The organism is Enterococcus sp. AZ088 (assembly GCF_051714845.1).
Classification (GTDB): domain Bacteria; phylum Bacillota; class Bacilli; order Lactobacillales; family Enterococcaceae; genus Enterococcus; species Enterococcus faecalis.
Map to the genome: position 1 here is coordinate 1,202,334 of NZ_JBIOSQ010000001.1, position 24,712 is coordinate 1,227,045.

19 protein-coding genes and 1 riboswitch are annotated in these 24,712 nt (G+C 38.4%); of the genes, 13 read left to right on the top strand and 6 right to left on the bottom strand.

Annotated elements, in window-relative coordinates; genetic code table 11:
• The 7 genes from IGL17_RS05985 (at position 1) to lpdA (ending at position 11,320) form a co-directional block, all read left to right on the top strand.
• Entirely contained in the window at positions 1-1,614 is a 1,614-nt protein-coding gene (locus IGL17_RS05985; protein ID WP_016617923.1) for a glycoside hydrolase family 13 protein, read from the top strand.
• A 169-nt stretch (positions 1,615-1,783) separates the two neighbouring features.
• Complete coding sequence (locus IGL17_RS05990; protein ID WP_002407466.1) at positions 1,784-2,365, top strand: TMEM175 family protein; 582 nt, start codon at positions 1,784-1,786, stop codon at positions 2,363-2,365.
• Positions 2,366-2,446: 81 nt separating this feature from the next.
• Positions 2,447-2,614: riboswitch (M-box (ykoK) riboswitch) on the top strand.
• 196 nt (positions 2,615-2,810) lie between these two features.
• Entirely contained in the window at positions 2,811-5,450 is a 2,640-nt protein-coding gene (mgtA, locus tag IGL17_RS05995; protein ID WP_016617924.1) for a magnesium-translocating P-type ATPase, read from the top strand.
• 598 nt (positions 5,451-6,048) lie between these two features.
• A complete protein-coding gene (gene pdhA / locus IGL17_RS06000; RefSeq protein WP_002357768.1) occupies positions 6,049-7,164 on the top strand; it encodes a pyruvate dehydrogenase (acetyl-transferring) E1 component subunit alpha in 1,116 nt (371 codons plus the stop codon).
• Positions 7,165-7,166: 2 nt separating this feature from the next.
• Positions 7,167-8,144, top strand: a complete 978-nt coding sequence (locus IGL17_RS06005; protein WP_002357767.1) for an alpha-ketoacid dehydrogenase subunit beta — start codon at positions 7,167-7,169, stop codon at positions 8,142-8,144.
• A gap of 142 nt (positions 8,145-8,286) precedes the next feature.
• Complete coding sequence (locus tag IGL17_RS06010) at positions 8,287-9,906, top strand: dihydrolipoyllysine-residue acetyltransferase (RefSeq protein ID WP_002357766.1); 1,620 nt, start codon at positions 8,287-8,289, stop codon at positions 9,904-9,906.
• Between the two features lie 7 nt (positions 9,907-9,913).
• A complete protein-coding gene (lpdA, locus tag IGL17_RS06015) occupies positions 9,914-11,320 on the top strand; it encodes a dihydrolipoyl dehydrogenase (RefSeq protein ID WP_002357765.1) in 1,407 nt (468 codons plus the stop codon).
• A gap of 112 nt (positions 11,321-11,432) precedes the next feature.
• Here the strand turns inward: lpdA and IGL17_RS06020 are convergent, their stop codons facing one another.
• Positions 11,433-12,419 (bottom strand): PocR ligand-binding domain-containing protein, encoded by a 987-nt coding sequence (locus tag IGL17_RS06020; protein WP_002382271.1) that lies wholly within the window; start codon positions 12,417-12,419, stop codon positions 11,433-11,435.
• 160 nt (positions 12,420-12,579) lie between these two features.
• Between IGL17_RS06020 and IGL17_RS06025 the strand changes: the two genes are divergently transcribed.
• The 5 genes from IGL17_RS06025 (at position 12,580) to IGL17_RS06045 (ending at position 16,635) form a co-directional block, all read left to right on the top strand.
• Positions 12,580-13,719 (top strand): glycerol dehydrogenase, encoded by a 1,140-nt coding sequence (locus IGL17_RS06025; protein WP_002363858.1) that lies wholly within the window; start codon positions 12,580-12,582, stop codon positions 13,717-13,719.
• A gap of 12 nt (positions 13,720-13,731) precedes the next feature.
• The gene (gene dhaM / locus IGL17_RS06030; RefSeq protein ID WP_002357762.1) at positions 13,732-14,130 is read left to right on the top strand and encodes a dihydroxyacetone kinase phosphoryl donor subunit DhaM; all 399 of its coding nucleotides are present in this window, start codon (positions 13,732-13,734) and stop codon (positions 14,128-14,130) included.
• On the top strand, positions 14,131-15,114 hold the full coding sequence (dhaK, locus tag IGL17_RS06035) for a dihydroxyacetone kinase subunit DhaK (RefSeq protein WP_002357760.1): 984 nt from the start codon (positions 14,131-14,133) through the stop codon (positions 15,112-15,114).
• A 12-nt stretch (positions 15,115-15,126) separates the two neighbouring features.
• Positions 15,127-15,729, top strand: a complete 603-nt coding sequence (dhaL, locus tag IGL17_RS06040; RefSeq protein ID WP_002360441.1) for a dihydroxyacetone kinase subunit DhaL — start codon at positions 15,127-15,129, stop codon at positions 15,727-15,729.
• Positions 15,730-15,852: 123 nt separating this feature from the next.
• On the top strand, positions 15,853-16,635 hold the full coding sequence (locus IGL17_RS06045; RefSeq protein ID WP_002385941.1) for a hypothetical protein: 783 nt from the start codon (positions 15,853-15,855) through the stop codon (positions 16,633-16,635).
• 72 nt (positions 16,636-16,707) lie between these two features.
• On the opposite strand, the gene IGL17_RS06050 is transcribed toward IGL17_RS06045, so the two are convergent.
• Complete coding sequence (locus IGL17_RS06050) at positions 16,708-17,859, bottom strand: hydroxymethylglutaryl-CoA synthase (protein WP_002357756.1); 1,152 nt, start codon at positions 17,857-17,859, stop codon at positions 16,708-16,710.
• A gap of 185 nt (positions 17,860-18,044) precedes the next feature.
• On the opposite strand from IGL17_RS06050, the gene IGL17_RS06055 reads away from it, so the two are divergent.
• Entirely contained in the window at positions 18,045-20,456 is a 2,412-nt protein-coding gene (locus IGL17_RS06055; protein WP_016617927.1) for a hydroxymethylglutaryl-CoA reductase, degradative, read from the top strand.
• 19 nt (positions 20,457-20,475) lie between these two features.
• Here IGL17_RS06055 and IGL17_RS06060 read toward each other — a convergent pair whose 3' ends face one another.
• From IGL17_RS06060 to IGL17_RS06075, 4 genes are all read right to left on the bottom strand, one after another.
• On the bottom strand, positions 20,476-21,528 hold the full coding sequence (locus tag IGL17_RS06060) for an AI-2E family transporter (RefSeq protein ID WP_002357754.1): 1,053 nt from the start codon (positions 21,526-21,528) through the stop codon (positions 20,476-20,478).
• 16 nt (positions 21,529-21,544) lie between these two features.
• Positions 21,545-22,750, bottom strand: coding sequence for a YdcF family protein (locus IGL17_RS06065; RefSeq protein ID WP_016615776.1), 1,206 nt, complete (start codon positions 22,748-22,750; stop codon positions 21,545-21,547).
• A 156-nt stretch (positions 22,751-22,906) separates the two neighbouring features.
• Positions 22,907-23,107, bottom strand: a complete 201-nt coding sequence (locus tag IGL17_RS06070; protein ID WP_002357750.1) for a cold-shock protein — start codon at positions 23,105-23,107, stop codon at positions 22,907-22,909.
• Positions 23,108-23,404: 297 nt separating this feature from the next.
• Positions 23,405-24,526, bottom strand: a complete 1,122-nt coding sequence (locus IGL17_RS06075; RefSeq protein ID WP_002357749.1) for a baeRF6 domain-containing protein — start codon at positions 24,524-24,526, stop codon at positions 23,405-23,407.
• Positions 24,527-24,712 lie beyond the last annotated feature (186 nt).

The window sequence follows — 24,712 nt, forward strand, 5'->3', positions numbered from 1 at the left end:
ATGGAACAATGGTGGAAAAATGCTGTCGGTTATCAAATTTATCCTCGGAGTTTTAAAGATAGCAACGGGGATGGCATTGGTGATTTGCAGGGAATTATTGAGAAATTACCGTATTTAAAAGAACTAGGGGTCGATTTTTTATGGTTAAATCCGATTTACACTTCGCCGAACGTTGACAATGGTTATGATATTGCGGATTATCAAGGGATTCAGCCAGAATTTGGTACGATGGAAGATTTTCAAGAACTTTTGGATCAAGCGCATCAATTAGGTTTGAAGATTATTCTTGATCTGGTAGTCAATCATACAAGTGATCAACATCCGTGGTTTGTTGAAGCAAAAAAAAGTTTAGATAATCCGTATCGTGAGTATTATTTATGGGCCGATGCGACACCAGATCGTATGCCGAATGAATGGCAAAGCTTTTTTGGTGGCTCGACTTGGACGTATGACGAGGGTACAAAGCAAGCATATTTTCATGTGTTTGCAAAAGAGCAACCTGATTTGAACTGGAAAAATCCTAAAGTTCGTGAAGAGATTTATGCGATGATTCGCTGGTGGTTAGATTTGGGAATTGATGGTTTCCGATTGGATGCGATTAGTCATATCCAAAAAGAACCTTGGGATTTTAAAATTACCACGAATCCGTGGGCTCCATTTATGAATGTAAAAGGCATTGAAGACTATATGCTAGATTTGAAAGCTATTTTTGCTGAGTATGACATCATGACAGTGGGGGAAGCTAGTGGCGTTTCAAGTAAAAAAGCGGTGGAATGGACCAATGATGCGGGCTATCTGAATATGATTTTTGAATTGGAGCACAATGTTCGAGAAGGAAAGCCAGGAGAAGAACGGTTAAATATTTTAGGCTATAAAAAAGTAATGGCTCGCTGGCAAAAGCATTTAGGGACAGAAGGCTGGAATGCATTATATGTAGAAAATCATGATAATCCCAGAATCAATTCAATTTTAGGCAATGAAACCTCTCATTCTGCTAAGGCGATTGGAACAATCGCCTTGCTCTTGCGAGGAACGCCGTTTATTTATCAAGGACAGGAAATCGGCATGGTTAATTATCCGTTTCAACAGATTGACGAGTTAGATGCTAAAGATTCCCATAACCATTATCGTTTGCTTATAGAAAATGGCTACGATGCGAAACAAGCATTAAAAGAAGTGGCGCATTGGACGCGGGACCATTCGCGTACGCCTATGCAGTGGACGAATCAAGAGGCAAGTTCATTCACCTCGGGGCATCCGTGGTTAGCAATTCATCCCAATTTCAAAGAAATAAATGTGGCTGACCAAGAAACGGATGCGCAATCCGTGTTGAATTATTATAAAAAGTTAATTGCGTTGCGGAAAGAAAATCCAGTCTTTACAGATGGACAGTTTGAACTATTAGCGCCCAATCATCCGTCTGTTTTTGCTTTTTTAAGAAAAACAACTGAGGCAACAGCGTTAGTGATTGTCAATTTAAGTGGAGAAAAGTGCCAATTTGACTTGCCGAATAAATTACTGGGCAGAAAGTGGCAACAATTGTTAGGGAATCAAGGTTTTACGGTGAAGAAACGGATGCAGTTAGCACCTTATCAGGCAGGGGTCTTCCAATAACTAATTTGTTCTATAATGAGTGTAAGAGGCTTACTTTTAAGTAGGACTCTTGCACTCATTTTTAGGAACTTCAACAAACGAGAGACTTCATAAATAATTGAATTTTTACAGAAATGCGTTATACTTACTTTGGGTAAGTTATTTAATTTTATGAAAGTAGGGGGAAATGATGCCGAAAACACGTGTAGAAGCATTTACAGATGCAGTCATTGCGATTATTTTAACGTTATTAATTTTAGAATTAAAAATTCCTGAAAAAGCAGATTGGTCTGCTCTGACTCAATCTGGACACAAAATCATTATTTATTTAATTAGTTTTGTTACTTTATTGATTTATTGGAACAATCATCATCATTTATTTCAAAGTGTCCGTAAAATTGATGGACGTGTCCTTTGGATGAATAATTTTTTAATTTTGACGTTGACGTTTTTCCCGTTTGTTACTGGTTGGGTAGGTGAACATCCATTTTCTTGGCCGCCACAAGCTTTGTATGGCTTAGTAGTATTAGGAGCTGATGTTGCTTATTATCTAGTGGTGCGGGCATTGATTCAGGCAAATGGGCCCAAATCCGAAGTACAACGTTTGTTTGGCCACTATCCAAAATTAACGCTTTCGATTGTGTTGAATATTATTGCGTTGATTGTGGGTAAACTGGTAGCGCCAATCGCTGTTCTGATTATTGATACGATTGTTTTAGTTATGTGGTTTATTCCTGAGCGAAAAGCAGAAATAAAGGAAATTTTAAAGTAGTCATTTTTTATTTATAACAAAAAAGTCATAAATCTTTTGACAAGAATGTCAAACTCCTCTATTATAAGAAGTGGATAAAAACTGAATAATTGTTAGGTGAGGCTCCTATTTGGACAAATGCTGCTGCCGCGAAAGGATCGAGAGACCCTTAGTTGGTTGAACAGGAATAATCGTGAAGGTTATTCATAATGTAGCTGATACATGTTATCTACGCCCTATAGTGCTAAAGCTCAACGATAGAGAATCTTATTTAAAGATGGTATTTTGGGACGTACTCTATTGTTGAGTAGGTCCTTTTTTGTGTGTTTGGCAAAAAAGCAATTATTCACTGGAAGTATAAATAAGAAAAAGAAAGGATGACTGTCATGGAAGACCCTGGAAGTGAACAGAGAAACAAAATACAGTCACCAACGAAAGGAGAAGATTTTAGCACTCTTTTCGGCAGGTGACCACAACCTTGGAGGAAAAGAAAATGATGAACAAAAAAACAATGGATATGAGAAAAGCAACCAAAGATCAAGAATTACGTAAATTGGCGTTGCTTTCTGAACGGGAATTAATGATGGAATTACGGACATCTGAAAAAGGACTCTCGAATGAAGATGCCGAAAAAAGATTAGAGGAATTTGGACCAAATGAAGTTTCTGCACAAAAGCCAACCCCAGCAATTATTTTATTTTTAAGTGCATTCAAAGATCCGTTTGTCTATGTCTTAGCCTTATTGATGGTCGTTTCAACTTTAACGAAAGATTTCGAAGCCGCTATCGTGATGGGCGTGATGATTTTAGCCAGTGTCTTGATTGCTTTTATACAAGAATATCGTTCTCAAAAAGCGAGTTTGGATTTAAAAGAATTAATTGAAAACACCGCTGCAGTGACACGGGAAGGAATTACGAAAGAAATTCCAATGGACGAAATTGTTCCAGGAGACATTGTAACTTTAGCTACAGGAGACATGATTCCTGCAGATGCCGTGTTGATTTGGACCAAAGATTTATTCGTTAATCAATCGTCGCTAACAGGCGAATCCATGCCTGTTGAAAAATTTGTGGATGCAGGTGTGGATCGTCAACAAACAGAGGTTTCTGCATTAGATATGCAAGACCTAGTGTTTATGGGCACAGATGTCTTGAGTGGACAAGGAAAAGCGATTATTTTAAAAACTGGGCAACATACATTTTTTGGTGATATTGCTAAAAATGCTACAACACAACGAGGAAAAACTAGTTTTGACTTAGGCTTAGCAAAAGTCAGTAAGTTTTTATTACGAATGGTAATGATTTTGTTTCCAATCGTTTTCTTGATTAATGGTTTAACTAAAGGTGCTTGGGGCGAAGCGTTTTTCTTCGCGATTGCCGTTGCAGTTGGTTTGACACCAGAAATGTTGCCAATGATTGTTACGAGTAACTTAGCCAAGGGTGCATTATCCTTATCGAAACATAAAGTCATTGTTAAAGAGTTAGCGGCTATCCAAAATTTGGGTGGTATGGATGTGCTCTGTACAGATAAAACTGGAACGATTACCGAAGATCGTGTAGTTTTGGTTCAACATTTGAATCCATTAGGTGATTTGAGTGACGAGGTTCTAAATTTAGCCTACTTAAATTCTTCTTATCAAACAGGTTGGAAAAATTTAATGGATATTGCCGTTATTAATTTTTATGAAGAGCATCAATGGAAAACGCCGTTTAAAAATGTCACTAAAATTGATGAAATTCCTTTTGATTTTTCCAGACGCCGCTTAACGGTTGTCGTGAATGCAGATGATCATCAATTGATGATTACGAAAGGCGCCGTGGAAGAAATGGAAGAAGTGTGCACGTATGCGCAAATTAATGGCGAAATTGTACCATTAAGCACTGCTGTACGAGAAGAACTACGCCGAGTGAATGTTCAAATGAACAAACAAGGGATGCGTGTGTTAGCGGTAGCTGTAAAAAAAGATGTCCATAAAGAAGCAGTTTATTCAGTTGAAGATGAAAAAGAGATGACATTGATTGGGTTTATGGGTTTTCTTGATCCAGCAAAAGAGTCAGCTGTCAGCGCTATCCGCTCCTTACATGAACATGGTGTCAACGTGAAAGTGCTAACGGGCGATAATGACATTGTCGCCAAAAAAGTCTGTAAAGATGTAGGCATTGAAGTTTCCCATGTGTTATTAGGTTCTCAAATTGAAGCAATGACAGATGAAGAGTTGCGGGCGCAAGTAGAAGAAACTAATTTATTTGCCAAATTAAATCCGATGCAAAAATCTAAAATCATTGAATTGCTACAAGCGAAAGGTCATACGGTTGGTTTTATGGGGGATGGCATTAACGATGCACCAGCATTGCGAAAAGCTGATGTGGGCATTTCAGTAGATACTGCAGCTGATATTACTAAAGATGCTAGCTCGATTATTTTACTGGAAAAAAGTTTAAATGTACTGGAATCTGGTGTGATTGAAGGACGAAAAGTATTTAGCAATATGATGAAATATATTAAAATTACCATCAGTTCTAATTTTGGGAATGTCTTTTCAATTTTAGTAGCCAGTGCCTTTTTACCATTTCTACCAATGCTTTCCTTACAACTCTTGATTCAAAATTTGATTTATGATGTGGCTCAGTTGACAATTCCTTGGGATAATGTCGATGAAGAAGAGTTATTAAGCCCTGTTCGGTGGGAAACGAACGGACTAGCGAAATTTACGGTATGTATTGGCCCGGTAAGTAGTATTTTCGATATTCTAACGTATCTTGTCATGTGGTTTGTGTTTAGTGCCAATAGTTTGGCAACTCAACATTTATTCCAAACAGGTTGGTTTATGGTGGGACTTGTTAGTCAAACGTTAGTTGTTCATATGGTCCGGACGCGGAAAATACCATTTATTCAAAGTCGTGCGTCAATGCCTGTGATGCTAAGTAGTTTAGGCGCAATCTTACTCGGTTTCTTGATTGTAGCAACGCCCATAAGAGAGGTTTTTGACTTTGTGAAACTTCCGGCTAACTACTGGCCATGGTTCTTTGGAATCATCATTGCGTACATGTTAACTGTTGAAGTAGCTAAACGTTTATATATTAAAATTACCAAGGAATGGATTTAGTAAAATCTACTGAAAGAGAAAAGAATTTGCTAAGCTGTATTACTCGTTTTGCGAAAATTTGGTGATTTTAAGCAATGAATGTTCGTGATAAAACCTAAGGTAAAGTATTTGGCAAAAAAACGAGCCAAAAAAAATAAAAATTAACGAAAAAAACTTTGTTCTCTAAAAAATAAAAAACCGCATGCTGAGTAGGTTACTCGGCTGACGGTTTTTATTTTTTGGTTTTTTCAAGATAATTTTCATGAAAATGCAAAGTTCGGAAATCAGATTACTAGCCAGTTCGGGGATAAGGGGGCTCAAATTAATAGAACTGTTATATAATATTTTTAAAATAGAATATAACAGTTGGGAGAAAAATAGTACAGAAGAAGTGTGGAACAGAAACCGTTTTCTTGTTTGTGAAAATTATCACTAAACCGCAAAAACATGCGGTTTTGCTCTTTTGTGAAAAAATGAAGAAATTAGAGTTTTTTTCTTGCGCTTTTTCGAATTTAGTGATAATTTGTTAAGTGTAGTCGATAAAAAGTAATACAGTTTCGCACTCTGTTTTACTTTTATCGAAATTAAAGAAACGTAATAGAGAGGATTGTGTGACAAAATGGCAAAGGCTAAGAAACAAAAACCTATTGACTTTAAAGAGCTAATGGCTAAAGTCGACGCTGATTTCCCAACTTTCCAAATCTTGGATCAAGATGGAAAAATTGTGAATGAAGATTTAGTACCTGATTTATCGGATGAGGAATTAGTTGAATTAATGACACGCATGGTTTGGTCTCGTGTGCTAGACCAACGTTCTACTGCATTAAACCGTCAAGGACGCTTAGGATTCTTCGCGCCAACAGCTGGACAAGAAGCAAGCCAATTGGCAAGTCAATTTGCAATGGAAAAAGAAGACTACTTATTACCAGGTTACCGTGATGTACCTCAATTAGTACAACATGGTTTACCATTAAGAGAAGCTTTCTTATGGTCTCGTGGTCACGTAGCAGGGAACTACTACGCGGAAGATTTAAATGCATTACCACCACAAATTATCATCGGTGCTCAATACATCCAAGCAGCTGGTGTTGCTTTAGGATTGAAAAAACGTGGAAAAGAAAATGTTGTCTTCACTTATACTGGTGACGGCGGTTCTTCACAAGGGGACTTCTATGAAGCAATTAACTTTGCTGGTGCTTACCAAGCAAACGGTGTCTTCATTATCCAAAACAATGGTTTTGCGATTTCTACACCTCGTGAAAAACAAACAGCGGCTAAAACTTTAGCTCAAAAAGCTGTTGCAGCAGGAATTCCTGGTATTCAAGTTGATGGTATGGATCCATTAGCAGTTTACGCAATTGCAAAAGAAGCACGCGATTGGTCAGCTGCAGGAAACGGTCCAGTTTTAATTGAAACATTAACTTATCGTTATGGTCCACATACTTTATCTGGAGACGATCCAACACGTTACCGTTCAAAAGAAATGGATGACGAATGGGTACAAAAAGATCCATTGACTCGTTTCCGTAAATATCTAACAGATAAAGGCTTATGGTCTGAAGCAAAAGAAGAAGAAATTATTGAAAAAACAAAAGAAGAAATCAAAGTAGCGATTGCAGAAGCGGATAAAGCGCCAAAACAAAAAGTTTCTGATTTCTTGAAAAATATGTTTGAAGTTCAACCTCAAACAATTAAAGAACAAATTGCATTTTATGAAGCGAAGGAGTCGAAATAAAAATGGCACAAAAAACTATGATCCAAGCAATTACAGATGCCTTAGCTCTTGAATTAGAGAAAGACGAAAATGTCTTAATCTTCGGTGAAGACGTTGGTAACAACGGTGGGGTTTTCCGTGCAACTGAAGGTTTACAAGAAAAATTTGGTGAAGACCGCGTCTTCGATACACCTTTAGCTGAATCTGGTATCGGTGGATTGGCTTTCGGTCTTGCCTTGCAAGGTTACCGTCCAGTTCCTGAAATCCAATTCTTTGGTTTCGTTTTTGAAGTATTTGACGAAATCGTTGGTCAAATGGCTCGTACGCGTTACCGTATGGGTGGAACTCGTAATATGCCAATTACTGTTCGTGCCCCATTTGGTGGTGGTGTTCATACACCAGAACTTCACTCAGATAACTTAGAAGGATTAATCGCACAATCACCAGGTGTTCGTGTTGTTATTCCATCAAACCCTTACGATGCAAAAGGGCTATTAATTTCATCTATTCGTAGCAACGATCCAGTTGTCTACTTAGAGCACATGAAATTATACCGTTCATTCCGTGAGGAAGTGCCAGACGAAGCTTATGAAGTGCCTTTAGATAAAGCGGCTGTAACTCGTGAAGGAACAGACGTATCAATCATCACTTACGGCGCTATGGTTCGTGAAGCGATTAAAGCAGCTGATAGCTTAGCGAAAGACAATATTTCAGCAGAAATCATTGACTTACGTACAGTGGCTCCTTTAGATGTGGAAACAATTATTAACTCTGTTGAAAAAACTGGCCGTGTGGTTGTCGTTCAAGAAGCACAAAAACAAGCTGGCGTTGGCGCTATGGTTGTTTCTGAAATTTCTGAACGTGCCGTATTATCATTAGAAGCACCAATCGGACGTGTATCTGCTCCAGATACAATCTTCCCATTCGGACAAGCAGAAAATATCTGGTTACCAAATGCGAAAGATATCGAAGCAAAAGCTAGAGAAATCGTCGAATTTTAATAGTTATTCGAAGTAGATAAACGAAGAATTAAACAGGTGGAATACGGCTATAGGCATGAAATGTTCAGCTACTATAGTCGTTTCCCCGCGTTTTGCTCCTAAGAAAATAGACAGATCCAACGAAGAAGGGAAGACTTAAAAAATGGCTTATCAGTTTAAATTACCGGATATCGGTGAAGGGATTGCCGAAGGCGAAATCGTTAAATGGTTTGTAAAACCTGGCGATACAATCAACGAAGACGATACGTTATTAGAAGTACAAAATGACAAATCAGTGGAAGAAATTCCATCACCAGTAACAGGTACTGTAAAAAATATCGTTGTACCAGAAGGAACAGTTGCAAACGTTGGTGACGTGTTAATCGAAATCGACGCACCTGGTCACGAAGATAACGATGCAGCACCAGCAGCTCCTGCACAAGAACAAACACCAGCACAACCTGCTGCTGTACCAACAACAGAAGCAGCTGGCGGATTTTTCCAATTCAAATTACCAGACATCGGTGAAGGAATTGCCGAAGGCGAAATCGTTAAATGGTTCGTTAAAGCGGGCGACACAATTAATGAAGATGATTCATTATTAGAAGTACAAAATGACAAATCAGTAGAAGAAATTCCATCACCAGTAACAGGTACTGTAAAAAATATCGTTGTACCAGAAGGAACAGTTGCCAATGTTGGTGACGTGTTAGTTGAAATTGACGCACCTGGTCATAATTCAGCAGCACCGGCAGCCGCAGCACCAGCTACTGACGCTCCTAAAGCGGAAGCATCAGCTCCAGCCGCTTCAACAGGCGTAGTTGCAGCCGCTGATCCAAACAAACGCGTTTTAGCAATGCCATCTGTTCGTCAGTATGCGCGTGAAAAAGACGTTGATATTACACAAGTAACTGCAACTGGTAAAGGTGGCCGTGTCATTAAAGCGGATATTGATGCCTTTGTCTCTGGTGGCTCTCAAGCAGCACCAGCTACTGAAGCTGCCGCAACAGAAGCAGCACCTAAAGCGGAAGCAGCAGCACCTAAAGCAGCGCCAAAAGCCTTTACTTCTGATTTAGGCGAAATGGAAACACGTGAAAAAATGACACCAACACGTAAAGCAATTGCTAAAGCAATGGTTAACAGCAAACACACTGCTCCTCACGTAACATTACATGATGAAGTAGAAGTTTCTAAATTATGGGATCACCGTAAGAAATTTAAAGATGTTGCTGCTGCAAATGGTACAAAATTAACATTCTTACCATACGTTGTAAAAGCATTGACTTCAACTGTTCAAAAATTCCCAATCTTGAATGCATCAATTGATGACGCAGCACAAGAAATTGTTTACAAAAATTACTTTAACATTGGTATCGCTACTGATACAGATCATGGCTTATATGTACCAAATGTTAAAAATGCTAATACGAAGAGCATGTTTGCTATCGCTGATGAAATCAACGAAAAAGCAGCATTGGCTATCGAAGGTAAATTAACTGCACAAGATATGCGTGATGGTACAATCACAATTAGTAACATTGGTTCAGTCGGTGGCGGCTGGTTTACACCAGTAATCAACTACCCTGAAGTTGCTATTTTAGGCGTTGGTACAATTGCACAAGAACCAGTTGTTAATGCAGACGGCGAAATCGTTGTGGGACGCATGATGAAATTATCATTAAGCTTTGACCACCGTATCGTTGACGGCGCAACTGCTCAAAAAGCAATGAACAACATTAAACGCTTATTAGCTGATCCAGAATTACTATTAATGGAAGGATGATTAACAAATGGTAGTAGGAGATTTCGCCATTGAACTAGATACAGTCGTAATCGGAGCTGGTCCTGGAGGATACGTTGCCGCAATTCGTGCCGCAGAAATGGGTCAAAAAGTTGCGATTATCGAACGTGAATACATCGGAGGCGTTTGTTTAAACGTTGGATGTATTCCTTCAAAAGCTTTAATTGCTGCTGGACATCATTACCAAGAAGCACAAGATTCTTCAACTTTTGGTGTAACAGCTAAAGGAGTCGAATTAGACTTTGCAAAAACACAAGACTGGAAAGATAACACAGTTGTAAAATCATTAACAGGCGGCGTTGGCATGTTATTGAAAAAACACAAAGTAGAAATTATTGAAGGCGAAGCATTCTTCGTTGACGAAAATACATTGCGTGTTATTCACCCAGACTCAGCACAAACTTACTCATTCAATAATGCTATTGTAGCAACAGGTTCTCGTCCAATTGAAATCCCAGGATTCAAATTTGGCGGACGCGTGTTAGATTCTACAGGCGGTTTAAACTTAAAAGAAGTTCCTAAAAAATTCGTTATTATCGGTGGCGGTGTCATCGGTGCTGAATTAGGTGGCGCTTATGCTAACTTAGGTTCAGAAGTAACAATTTTAGAAGGTAGCCCATCAATTTTACCAACTTATGAAAAAGATATGGTTAAAGTTGTCACAGACGACTTCAAGAAGAAAAACGTAACAATCGTGACTTCTGCAATGGCTAAAGAAGCTGTTGACAATGGCGATAGCGTCACTGTTAAATATGAAGTTAACGGAAAAGAAGAAAGTGTTGAAGCAGATTACGTAATGGTCACTGTTGGACGTCGTCCAAACACAGACGACTTAGGCTTAGAACAAGCGGGCGTTGAAATTGGCGAACGTGGTTTAATCCCAGTTGACAACCAAGGACGTACTAACGTGAAAAACATCTTCGCAATCGGCGACATCGTACCAGGTGCTGCGTTAGCGCATAAAGCAAGCTACGAAGCAAAAATTGCTGCTGAAGCAATTTCTGGTAAGAAAGTTGCAGTTGATTACAAAGCAATGCCAGCTGTTGCCTTTACTGATCCAGAATTGGCAAGCGTTGGTATGACTGTTGCAGAAGCAAAAGAAGCGGGAATCGAAGCAAAAGGCTACAAATTCCCATTTGCTGGTAACGGCCGTGCAATCTCTTTAGATAAAACTGAAGGATTCATGCGTTTAGTTACAACTGTAGAAGACAATGTCATCATCGGTGCACAAATTGCCGGTGTCGGTGCAAGTGACATGATTTCTGAATTAGCTTTAGCTATTGAATCTGGCATGAATGCAGAAGACATTGCTTTAACAATCCACCCACACCCATCATTGGGCGAAATCACTATGGATACAGCTGAATTGGCTTTAGGTTTACCAATTCATATTTAATAGTATCACTTTGTCGCACGACAGATATAATGCGCCTTTTGCACTTGTTGCATTAGCCACAGCAAGAGCAAAAGGTGTAAAAAAACAACGACTTCTAGGAGTCGTTGTTTTTTTATGCTCTGTTCTTTCTTTTACGGTATTTAAGGGGTGTTTCACCCGTTTCTTGTTTAAAGATCCGGACAAAATAGCTATCTTCAACAAACCCTAAATCTTCACTGATTTGGGCAATTGTTTTATCTGTCTCCAAAAGAAGCTGTTTAGCCCATGTGATTTTTAATTGTCGATAAAATTGACTAAAGGGAATACCAAACTCCTCTTTTAATAAACGACTTAAATACGTCGGTGTCAAATGAACAAGGTCTGCCAGTTCTTGTAAATTTAAACGCAGCGATTTGTTTTCCCAAAGGGCATCTAAAACCGGTTGTAATTGCTTATTTTTAGTTTGATAGGCACTTGAAGGAGTTAATTGAGCAGTTAATAAAGTTTGTTGAATATCTTTTTGGATCATATTCAATGGCTCCAGCTCTTCTTTTCGCGAACTAATCTGTAAGGATTGTTTGTACGTATTGATTAAATAATCTTTTTTGATGGCTTCAGAAATAATATATTGGCTTAGATCAGCGATTAATGTCGCGCTCTTTTCTAAGTCTGCTAGTTCTAAAACAGGGTATTGTTGATACAGCTCTTGGTGTGTTACTAAAAATTCTTGAATGAAGGCATCATTCATGGTTAAAACCTGTTCTAACTCTTCTTGGTGATCTTCGAGCAAAACTTCACCAGCCATAATGGCTCCTACATACTGGTCATCAACAATAATGGGGATGGCCATATCAACGATGTTAAAGTGACAACGGTAGATAAAAGGCTGACCAGTGCGAACAGCTTCCAAGCCACCACGAGCATCACATTTTTCACAAAGTTTCGAGAGCTCAGGGGAGTGACGTACCAGTTGGCAAAAGGGTTGAACTTGACTATGTTTCGTCACAGGTCGACCTTTATAATCGACTAAAATAATGGCTAAACGAGTGCTTAAGGCCAATGATTCTTGCAATTTTTCCCACTTTTCTAAATCTAAAATATTTTTTAATTCTACAGTCATAAGGCAATCCTTCAATCTAAAGTTTAAAAATCATAATATTTTATTATTTCACAAAATAATTCTATCATTTTTTGCAAGAAAACGATACCAAAAGTTCAATGCTTTTTTGATGAAAGCGTTTTATACTATGTATGTAAACAAAATATAGGAGGCTATCAACATGAGAAAAGCATTGATTTTACCAACGAAATATGTTCAAGGGGAAGATGAATTACTAAACTTAGGTTACTTCGTTTCAACTTTTGGAAAAAAAGCGTTACTAATTGCAAATCCTGCTGACGTTGATCGTGTACGTCCACAATTGGAAGAAACAGCGAAAAAGTTTGACATTACATTCGTAGAGGGTGGCTTTAGTGGAGAAGTAACGCGTGAAGAAACAAAGCGCTTGCAAAACGTTGGACAAAAAGAACAAGCAGACTGTATCATTGGTTTAGGTGGCGGTAAAGCAATCGATGCTTCAAAAGTCGTAGCAGAAGGTGAAAACTTAATTATTGTACCAACGATTGCGGCTCAAGATGCACCAACTTCGCATTCAGCTGTACTATATCATGAAGATGGCTCATTTGATGATTATGCTTACTTTAAACAAAGTCCAAGCGTCGTTATGGTTGATACAAAAGTGGTTGCCAAAGCGCCAACTAGATTTTTAGTTGCTGGAATGGGGGATGCCTTATCCACATATTTTGAAGCACGCGCAACACACAATTCATATTCTCGGGTTAATGCTAGTTTGCCAATGGGTTCAAGAGAAGGCTTAACGCCTGCTGCTAGCGGCACATATGCAGCTTTGGCCATGGCGAAACTTTGCTGGGAAAACCTCCAGGAAGATGGGTTAAAAGCGAAATTAGCTTGTGATGCAAATGTGGTTACTGAATCATTGAATAAGATTATCGAAACAAATATCTTACTTTCAGGCTTAGGTTTTGAAAGTGGCGGTTTAGCTGCAGCGCATGCGATTCATAACGGTATGACAGTCTTACCTGGTGCGCACAGTTATTTACATGGTGAAAAAGTAGCCTTTGCAACGATTGCACAACTTGTATTAGAAGATGCAGCAAAAGACGAATTAGAAGCTGTTTTAGACTTTAGCGCTTCTGTAGGTTTACCATTAACGCTTTCAGACATTGGTGTCGATGAAATCACTTATGAAGAAGCATTGGAAGTAGCCAAAATTGCTTGCATTCCAGAAGAATCAATTCATTCAATGCCATTCCCAATTGTCGTTGAAGAAGTAGCGAATGCAATCATTGTTGCAGATAAAGTCGGACAAGAATATAAAACAAGACATAAATTAGATTAAGGAAGTGTCCACATGAAAGCAGATATTTTACTCGTTTCACATAGCAAAATGATTACAGATGGTATTAAAGAGATGATTGAACAGATGAATGCCAGTGAAGAAATTACGATTCATTCACTTGGTGGCACATCAGATGGTTCATTAGGTTCAGATCCAATGAAAATCATTGACACGATTAACGAAGCGGACTCTGACCGAGAATTTTTAATTTTTGCCGATTTAGGCAGTGCCGTTTTAAGTTCAGAATTAGCTTTTGATATGCTAGAAGAAGACCAACAGAAACATTATCATTTAGTCGATGCACCATTGGTTGAAGGTGCCTTTGCGGCAGCAATTACTGCAGGTGTCTCAGATGATTTGACGCAAATTTTAGCAGAAGCTCAAAATGCTGGTAAGAAAGGGTGGAACTAAATGAAAAAAATTATTAATGAACCTGGTAAAATTGTCGAAGAAATGCTCCAAGGAATTGTGAAAAGCTATGGAAACCTTGTTCATCAAGTCGAAGATTCTCGCGTGATTGCTCGCAACGACTCAAACAAACAAGTTGGGTTAGTATCTGGTGGTGGAAGTGGTCATGAGCCTGCACATGCTGGGTTTGTTGGTGATGGAATGTTAAATGCCGCAGTTTTAGGTGATGTCTTTACTTCACCAACACCAGATCAAATTTTAACAGGAATCCAAGCGGCAGACCAAGGGGCCGGTGTTCTGTTAATCGTAAAAAATTATACAGGCGATATTTTGAACTTTGAAATGGCCAAAGATATGGCTGATATGGAAGACATTCATGTAGAAATGGTCGTTGTCGATGACGATATTGCAGTCGAAGATAGCACCTATACCGCTGGAAAACGCGGCGTTGCCGGGACTGTTCTTGTCCATAAAATTTTAGGACATCATGCCCGCCAAGGTGCTTCTTTAGAAGAGCTCGTTTCTTTAGGAGAAAAGATTGTAGCAGCCACGAAAACAATTGGAGTGGCTTTAAAAGCAGCTACTGTGCCTGAAGTTGGCAAACCAGGTTTTACTTTACCAGAAGATGAAATTGAATTTGGCGTAGGGATTCACGGAGAACCAGGCTATCGTCGTGAAAAAATCCAACCATCGAAAGAGTTAGCGAAAGAATTAGTTGAAAAAACATTAAGTAGCTATGAACAACAACCACAAACAGTGGGGGTACTTGTCAATGGCATGGGCGGCACGCCATTAATGGAACAATTTGTATTTATGAACGACGTGCTAACATTATTAGAAGATAAAGGTGTTCAAGTGACCTTCCATAAAGTGGGTAACTATATGACGTCTATTGACATGCAAGGATTATCTTTAACGATGATTGACTTGGCGACAAAAGACTGGCAAACAGCGCTAGAAAGCAATGTAACAACAATTTCTTGGTAAGGGTGATAAAAGATGGAATTAACAGTAAAAGACATTCAAACATGGTTAGACAATTATTCAAAAGTTATTGAAGAAAAAAAAGACTATTTAAGTGAATTAGACACGCCGATTGGTGATGGGGATCATGGTAACAACATGGCTCGTGGTATGGCTGAATACAAAATTGCGTTTGACAAAAAAGTACCAACAACAATCACGGAGACATTTAAAGTCCTATCCATGGCTTTGATTTCAAAAGTTGGCGGAGCTTCTGGTCCTTTATATGGTACTGCATTTATGAATATGACTAAAGCGACAAAAGATTTGGAAACCATCAGTTCGCCAGAGCAATTAAAAGAAATTGTTCAGCAAGGTCTAGCTGGGATTCAGATGCGTGGCAAAGCTGAACCAGGAGATAAAACGATGGTTGATGTCTGGGCACCTGTTGCTGAAGTAATTGGAACGGAACAATTTAATGAAGAAAAAATTGAACAATTTGCTGAAGCAACAAAAGATTGGGTGGCGAAAAAAGGACGTGCCTCTTATTTAGGGGAACGAGCAATTGGTCATATTGATCCAGGAGCAGCATCTAGTGCATTATTATTTGAAGAACTAGTCAAAGTAATCAATCAATAACAGTGAGAAAAAAGTTTAGCAAGTGCCTCTCTTGAAGCGCTTGCTAAACTTTTTTATAAATAATGGTTTCTTTTGTTCATCTATGGGATAATTTAAGTAACAAAAAATAACAAAGATAGACAAATGGGGGATTTAAAGATGAAAAAGCATGTGATTGTGGGATGTTTATTAATCGTTAGCTCAATGTTTGTAAGTGCTTGTGGAAATTCGTCAGACGTGACCACGGAAAAAACCAGTGTCACAAAACAAGTCGAAGCTACGGGACAAAGCACATCCTCTTCTGTAGACCAAACCAAGTATGATGCCATTATTACAGAAGCTAAAAAGTTAACGGCAGAGGGGCAATATAAAGAATCAGAAGAAAAATTAGCTACGATCCCTGTTAGCGATTTAGGGAAACCACACTATTCGATCGTTAAAGAAACGGTTGAGAAACTAAATAATCAAAATAATGAAGGCTTAAAAAGACAAGAAGAAGTCGCGGTTGAAAAGCAAACGAAGTCGAGTCCGGCACAAACAGAATCACTTAAACCGATTCCAGATGAGTTTGCTAAATGGGCAACCACGTATCTTTTTTATTATCCACGAGGAGATCAAAAGCAAGCGGGGTTAATCATTGAAGCGAATGGAGCGGTCACGCAGACGAATACGAATGGCGAAATTTACACAGGAAAAGCCGAAATAAGTGGAGCTTCGGGCACTATTTTAAGTTATGATACGACTAGTTATCGCCCGACGACCCAACCAGCTACAAAATCGATTACTCCAAATGTTAAAATCACTGTTACTTGGAACAATGGCGGCGGTGTTGATGTTTATTATGGCTACGTTTCTTATTCACAACGTTTAGCTTTGACAGATGGTATCGCCGTGACAGACGGGGTCAAAGAAGTTTGGCTTTCATAAAAAGAGCTAGACATTCAAGCAAAAACTTGAATGTCTAGCTCTTTTGTTGATTGAATCGGGGGATTTAAATACTTAGTTTCGATAAGAACGAACGGTATTATTAATAGCAGAAATACTATATTTTAATTCATCTTCTAACGTTTGATCAATGTCTGTGTCTAAAGTTTCTGCAAACATGGCTTCATATTCAGCGATAGAAAGTTCTGTCCGATTATCCAGCAGTGCTAAATGAGTTTCTTTTTGTAAATGATTTTGATAGCCAGCTACTAATTCACCAGTGAAAAATTCAGCGACAGCACCAGAACCATAACTGAATAAACCAATTTGATTGCCTGCGGTTAAAGTCGTTGCATTTTCTAAAAGGGAAATGAGTCCCAGATAAAGTGAACCCGTATACAAGTTTCCTACGCGACGACTATAGATGATACTTTCTTCATAACGAGCTAAAATTCGTTCCTGTTCTGCTTCAGTTTGGTCGGAGATTTTTGCTAATAAGGCTTTTTTGCCCATTTTTGTGTAAGGAATATGGAACGCTAAAGCATCATAATCTGCAAAATCAAGACCGGTTCTTTTTTTATGTTCATCCCAGACTTGGGCAAAAGATTGGATGTAGGTTTCGTTTGACAAAGGACCATCGACCATAGGATACGGGTGGCCTGTTGGACGCCAGAAGTCATAGATATCTTGCGTCAGCATCACATTATCCTCTTTTAAAGCCAAGATGCGCGGTTCACTAGCAACTAACATTGCAACCGCCCCAGCTCCTTGTGTAGGCTCACCGCCAGAATTTAAGCCATATTTTGCAATATCTGCCGCTACGACCAAGACTTTTTTATCTGGATGTAAGGCTACGTGATTCTTAGCTAACTGTAAGCCTGCTGTTGCTCCGTAACAAGCTTCCTTGATTTCGAAAGAGCGAGCGAAAGGTTGAATCCCCATTAAACGATGTAAGACAACTGCGGCCGCTTTTGACTCATCGATACTGGACTCAGTCCCGACAATCACCATATCAATGGCCTCTTTATCTTCTTTGGTCAAGATCGCTTCTGCGGCATTGGCTGCAAATGTCACAATATCTTGGCTGATTGGGTTCACCGCCATTTGGTCTTGCCCAATACCAATATGAAATTTTCCAGGGTCTACATTTCTGGCTTCAGCCAGTGCCGTCATATCAATATAATAAGGGGGCACAAAAAAACTAATTTTATCAATCCCAATTGTCATTTCTTTAACTCCTTTACGATAAATAGATTCATTATATAAAATAGCACGAAATGAACCAAAATGGGGAATTTTTGTATTAACTTCATAGATTATTAAAAAATATCTTATAAGTCTGTTAACATTCAGTAATTGGCACTTGTGATTCTGGGATTTTATGATATATTTCAAGATGGAGGTGCATTTAGTTGAAAACAGTAGTTATTATTGATGCATTACGAACACCAATTGGAAAATATAAAGGCAGCTTAAGTCAAGTAAGTGCCGTAGACTTAGGAACACATGTTACAACACAACTTTTAAAAAGAAATTCCACTATTTCTGAAGAAATTGATCAAGTAATCTTTGGAAATGTTTTACAAGCTGGAAATGGCCAAAATCCCGCACGACAAATAGCAATAAACAGCGGTTTGTCTCATGAAATTCCCGCAATGACGGTTAATGAGGTCTGCGGATCAGGAATGAAGGCCGTTATTTTGGCGAAACAATTGATTCAATTAGGGGAAGCGGAAGTTTTAATTGCTGGCGGGATTGAGAATATGTCCCAAGCACCTAAATTACAACGATTTAATTACGAAACAGAAAGCTACGATGCGCCTTTTTCTAGTATGATGTATGATGGGTTAACGGATGCCTTTAGTGGTCAGGCAATGGGCTTAACTGCTGAAAATGTGGCCGAAAAGTATCATGTAACTAGAGAAGAGCAAGATCAATTTTCTGTACATTCACAATTAAAAGCAGCTCAAGCACAAGCAGAAGGGATATTCGCTGACGAAATAGCCCCCTTAGAAGTATCAGGAACGCTTGTGGAGAAAGATGAAGGGATTCGCCCTAATTCGAGCGTTGAGAAGCTAGGAACGCTTAAAACAGTTTTTAAAGAAGACGGTACTGTAACAGCAGGGAATGCATCAACCATTAATGATGGGGCTTCTGCTTTGATTATTGCTTCACAAGAATATGCCGAAGCACACGGTCTTCCTTATTTAGCTATTATTCGAGACAGTGTGGAAGTCGGTATTGATCCAGCCTATATGGGAATTTCGCCGATTAAAGCCATTCAAAAACTGTTAGCGCGCAATCAACTTACTACGGAAGAAATTGATCTGTATGAAATCAACGAAGCATTTGCAGCAACTTCAATCGTGGTCCAAAGAGAACTGGCTTTACCAGAGGAAAAGGTCAACATTTATGGTGGCGGTATTTCATTAGGTCATGCGATTGGCGCCACAGGTGCTCGTTTATTAACGAGTTTAAGTTATCAATTAAATCAAAAAGAAAAGAAATATGGAGTGGCTTCTTTATGTATCGGCGGTGGCTTAGGACTCGCTATGCTACTAGAGAGACCTCAGCAAAAAAAAAACAGCCGATTTTATCAAATGAGTCCTGAGGAACGCCTGGCTTCTCTTCTTAATGAAGGCCAGATTTCTGCTGATACAAAAAAAGAATTTGAAAATACGGCTTTATCTTCGCAGATTGCCAATCATATGATTGAAAATCAAATCAGTGAAACAGAAGTGCCGATGGGCGTTGGCTTACATTTAACAGTGGACGAAACTGATTATTTGGTACCAATGGCGACAGAAGAGCCCTCAGTGATTGCTGCTTTGAGTAATGGTGCAAAAATAGCACAAGGATTTAAAACAGTGAGTCAACAACGCTTAATGCGTGGACAAATCGTTTTTTACAATGTTGCAGACCCCGAGTCATTGATTGATAAACTACAAGTAAGAGAAGCGGAAATTTTTCAACAAGCAGAGTTAAGTTATCCATCTATCGTTAAACGGGGCGGCGGCTTAAGAGATTTGCAGTATCGTGCTTTTGATGAATCATTTATATCTGTCGACTTTTTAGTAGATGTTAAGGATGCAATGGGGGCAAATATCGTTAACGCTATGTTGGAAGGTGTGGCCGAGTTGTTCCGTGAATGGTTTGCGGAGCAAAAGATTTTATTCAGTATTTTAAGTAATTATGCCACGGAGTCGGTTGTTACGATGAAAACGGCTATTCCAGTTTCACGTTTAAGTAAGGGGAGCAATGGCCGGGAAATTGCTGAAAAAATTGTTTTAGCTTCACGCTATGCTTCATTAGATCCTTATCGGGCAGTCACGCATAACAAAGGAATCATGAATGGCATTGAAGCTGTAGTTTTAGCTACAGGAAATGATACACGCGCTGTTAGCGCTTCTTGTCATGCTTTTGCGGTGAAGGAAGGTCGCTACCAAGGTTTGACTAGTTGGACGCTGGATGGCGAACAACTAATTGGTGAAATTTCAGTTCCGCTTGCTTTAGCCACGGTTGGCGGTGCCACAAAAGTCTTACCTAAATCTCAAGCAGCTGCTGATTTGTTAGCAGTGACGGATGCAAAAGAACTAAGTCGAGTAGTAGCGGCTGTTGGTTTGGCACAAAATTTAGCAGCGTTACGGGCCTTAGTCTCTGAAGGAATTCAAAAAGGACACATGGCTCTACAAGCACGTTCTTTGGCGATGACGGTCGGAGCTACTGGTAAAGAAGTTGAGGCAGTCGCTCAACAATTAAAACGTCAAAAAACGATGAACCAAGACCGAGCCATGGCTATTTTAAATGATTTAAGAAAACAATAAAAAAACAGTTCAGCAGAAATTATTCTGCTGAACTATTTTTTTTCACATTAGGTAGCCGTTTCAGGCCACGAATTGGTTTTACTTTTAAGACATCTAAGAAGAAAGTGAACACAGGGATTCCTACAATAAGTCCCCATACACCAAAGAGACGCTCACTAACTAATAAAATGACAAACGTATAAAAGATTGGTAACTCTGTTTTACTAGACATGAATTTAGGATTTAGCACGTAAGATTCAAATAAATGGACGATTGTAATTAAAGCTAAGATATAAATCACATCGTTCAAGCCACCTTGGGAATAAGCGATGAAACTTAGCGGAATGCAGGAAATAATCACACCAGCAACTGGGACTAAGCTCAAAATGAAGATCATAATGGCTAAACTAGGTAACTGAGTAAACCCGATTATCGCCAAGGCCAAGGTAGTAATGACTGTATTCACCACAGCAATGAAAAACTGAGCTTCCATTACGACACCAAATGTGTTGACGAACTTGTTGGCAAAATAATAGATATCCTGAAAAAACCAATCAAAATCACTTTTTAAAAATAACTTAGAAAAATCGGCCATTTGCTTCTTCTCAATCATAAAGAAGAAACTTAAAATAAAGGACATGACAAATGATAAACCGACAGCACCAATATCTTGAATGTAGCGTAAAATCATTGAAGCACCATTCTGGAGTTGAGAGAGTAAGTTAGATTTTTCCAAGTATTGATCAATAAATTGCAATACTTGATTTGTATCTGTATGTGGACTTTGATAAAAATCAACTACAGAATTAATCATTTGAGTCGTTTGGTTAACTAGAACGGGAACATATTTAGTAATCGCTAAATAGATTAGAAAAACAACCAATGCATAGGTTAAGAGAACGATGACAATCGTCGGGATTTTCATATAGCGTTGAACAAAATGGACCAAACGAACAGCTAAATAGGTAAAGATAAATGTTAAAAGAATTGTTGTAATCATACTTCTGGATAAATAAAGCACAAAAATAATCAAAGCAAGGACGCAAAAACGTCGCAAACGTTCATTTTGAATAAATTTTTGATACAAACTCATAGGGGAAACTCCTTCTTTACTGAATAATCAATCCTGTTAAGAATAACATAACCATACCGATGGCAGCTAGGCCGCAAACAATAATATGGCGGCGTTTGTACATCACTACAATGGCGATGAACTCTCGAATAAACGCGTTAGGTAAAAAATAAAAAGCGGTTTTTGCACCAATGCCATCAGCTTTTAAGCCAGCCATTCGAGCGAAAAGACCCGCTCGGAAAAGGTGATAATTGTTTGTAGTAAAAATGGCTTGGAAATTAGCATTTCCAAAATCCTCAATCATTGTTTCTTTGGAAAAACGCATATTTTCTAGTGTGTTTTTTGAATGAGCTTCTACTAAAATATCATCATCAGGAATACCTTGTGTCAAAGCATACATTTTCATCGCGACACTTTCAGGAAGTAATTCATCGGGACCTTGGCCACCAGACATGACGATTTTTGGTGGATTTAACGTTGCGCGATTTTGAGCCTTGTAAAATTGAATGGCTTTGTTGATGCGGGCTTGCAATAACGGCGGCACAACCTCACCATTGATTAACCCCGAACCTAACACAACAATATAATCCTGTGTATATTTTGGCTGATTAAATTGATACAACGTAGAAACAGTTAAAAAATTATAAAAAACAAACGCGAAATAAGTCAAAATAAATGGCGCAATAGTTAATGGTAAGGAGAGCCACGTTGGTAACAACGATTGAAAAAAGAAATTATAAATTAATAGTAATGTTAAGCCAATTGCCAGCAACAACGTCAACAAGTTCCCTAGAGACCGACCTTCTTTTCTCATAACAACGACCGCATTCCAATAGAGGAAAATAATTAAGGCATAGAGTCCTAAAGCCAAAGCGATAAAAATTGCCAGCAGGGCAATAATTGCTAAGGTGATTAGAAAGTAGTTGTTTGTACGAATCGCAGTAATCCCTAAATAAGTCGCTAGAACCACAAGAAAAATATTAAATAATGTTCCATTCAGTAAACGCCTTTTTTCTTTGAAGTAGAAGAGCGCAAACAAGCCAAAAAAAGCAATGGGAATTAAAAAGAAGGCTGTGCCACGAATGATTTCTAAATATAAAACATATGAGAAGAACATAAAGACAGTCCAGCCAAACATCCACGGCAACCAATCGTGTTCTTTTTTCTTTTTCCGCCACGAGGGAATGAAAAAGAGACCCAATAAATAAACACCTAAAAAGGTTAAATCACCATAAAATTGCATAAATAAACTCCTTTAAAACATTTTTCCTCTTCAGTATAACGAAAACTCTTCAAAAAAAATAGAGGAAGCACTTAGTTTCAGAAAGTTTTCTTGTTCTTTTTTTTATAAAAAAAAACCTGACGATTAACGTCAGGTTTTTGAGTCAGTATTGTTTAATTAAGCTTTAGTAACGTTAGTTGCTTGAGGGCCACGTTGACCTTCTTCGATTTCGAAAGTTACTGCTTGACCTTCTTCTAAAGTTTTGAAGCCGTCACCTTGGATAGCTGAGAAATGTACGAATACATCGTTTCCGTTTTCTGCAGTGATGAAGCCAAAGCCTTTGTCTGAGTTAAACCATTTTACTGTACCTGTTTCCATAATAAATATCCTCCTAGATGTGTGTTATAACACATTCATATTTTGCAATTACTTGAAAGGTGAAAAATGTGGAAGATGTTTATTTGAAACAGCTACCCATATTACCGAACAAAAACTACATCTATTACTATAGCATACTAACTGGTTTTTGTATAGCGATAACCTTATTTTCTTTTTTATCGGATGTTTTTTAAAAACTAGAAAGTGAAGATAAGGCTGTTATAGTGCTGTTTCAATAAGACTCAGAAAAAAAGCCCATTGTAAGGCGCTTTCTTACAATGGGCTTTTTGCCTGTTTTTAATAACGGAGGATAGCCGCTAAAGATTTTTCATCTGGTGCAGCTTTTTGGTCTAAAACAAAAACTTGACCGCCATTTTGAATAACTTGGTAAGCAATGGTGTTTAAAAGTTTGCGGCGATCGTACTCTTCAGATGACATTTCATTGTTTTCAGTAACAAAGAGTGACGTTGCAATAAAAAGATGGGAAATTTTGCCGTCAGCTGCCGCTGGCGAAATATCTGTAAATTGATCTAAGAATTTACGATCTAGTAATTTGTTATAAGAAGCTGTTTCTTTTTCTGTTAACTCTGCAGCTATTTTTTCACTAGCGCTGCGGATATCTTGAATGGTTGCTTGTGCAGGTGAAGCAGCAACTGAAATTGAGCAATCATAATAAGGGTTTTTAGCAATCTTTTTAAAGAGTGTTTGGTTTTCTGGTAAAGCATAAAGATAAAGCGGTAATTTTTCAGGATTATCCAGTTGATCTTTTAAGAAAGTATCGACTGCTTGATAGTAGTTCACCCAATCAATTTCAACTTCTTTATCTTTAGTATTGATGCTATGATAAGCGACACCTTCTTTAGAACCGTTAGAACTACCTTGAGTTGAAAAGTTTAAATTACCACCCGTTAATTCATCACCTAAAGCTGTGACCACGTCTGTTGGCGCGTCTTTAGGCAATTCAACAGGAGTCACAGTCGTATGATCAACCTTGTAAAGTTTCATTGAATCACGATTTAGAGCAAGTAGGTAATAATGGTAGTTAAATTGTTTGTCTTTGACTAGTCCAAGTAAATAAGGAATCGTGTCCACGTAATATTGATCGTCAACGGGCACATCTAATCGTTGAACAAAGGTGTTCTCTGGAGATAAGATGATTGAAACACTTGCTGTGCCGTTGCGCCAGAAGGAAGCATCAGCTAGAAGTGCGTCAATTTTTTCTTGGAAAACAGCCCATTTTTCCTCAGGAAATTTTTTTTCAAAGCGTGTTTTTGCCGCTTTTGCAAAATTTTTCAAAACAAGCGAATCTTTTTCTACGTTTTGATGAGCGACATGGGTGTTAAACAAGAAAGTAACAAACGGTCCATGAACTTCTTCAGAAAATAATGTTGATAAGCTATCTTTTTTTTGATTTGCCATAATAAAATCCCCCTTCTAAAAGTAAGTGTAGCACAGGAAATCGAATGTTTAAAACAATATGTTCAATAAAAGAAAACGCTTTAAAGAATCTAAATAAAGGACTGTTAATGGTGTTCTAATAAAAGTTTTATAAAAAATATAGCTGAAACTCATGATAAAAAAGGCACAAACCACTATACTTACGTT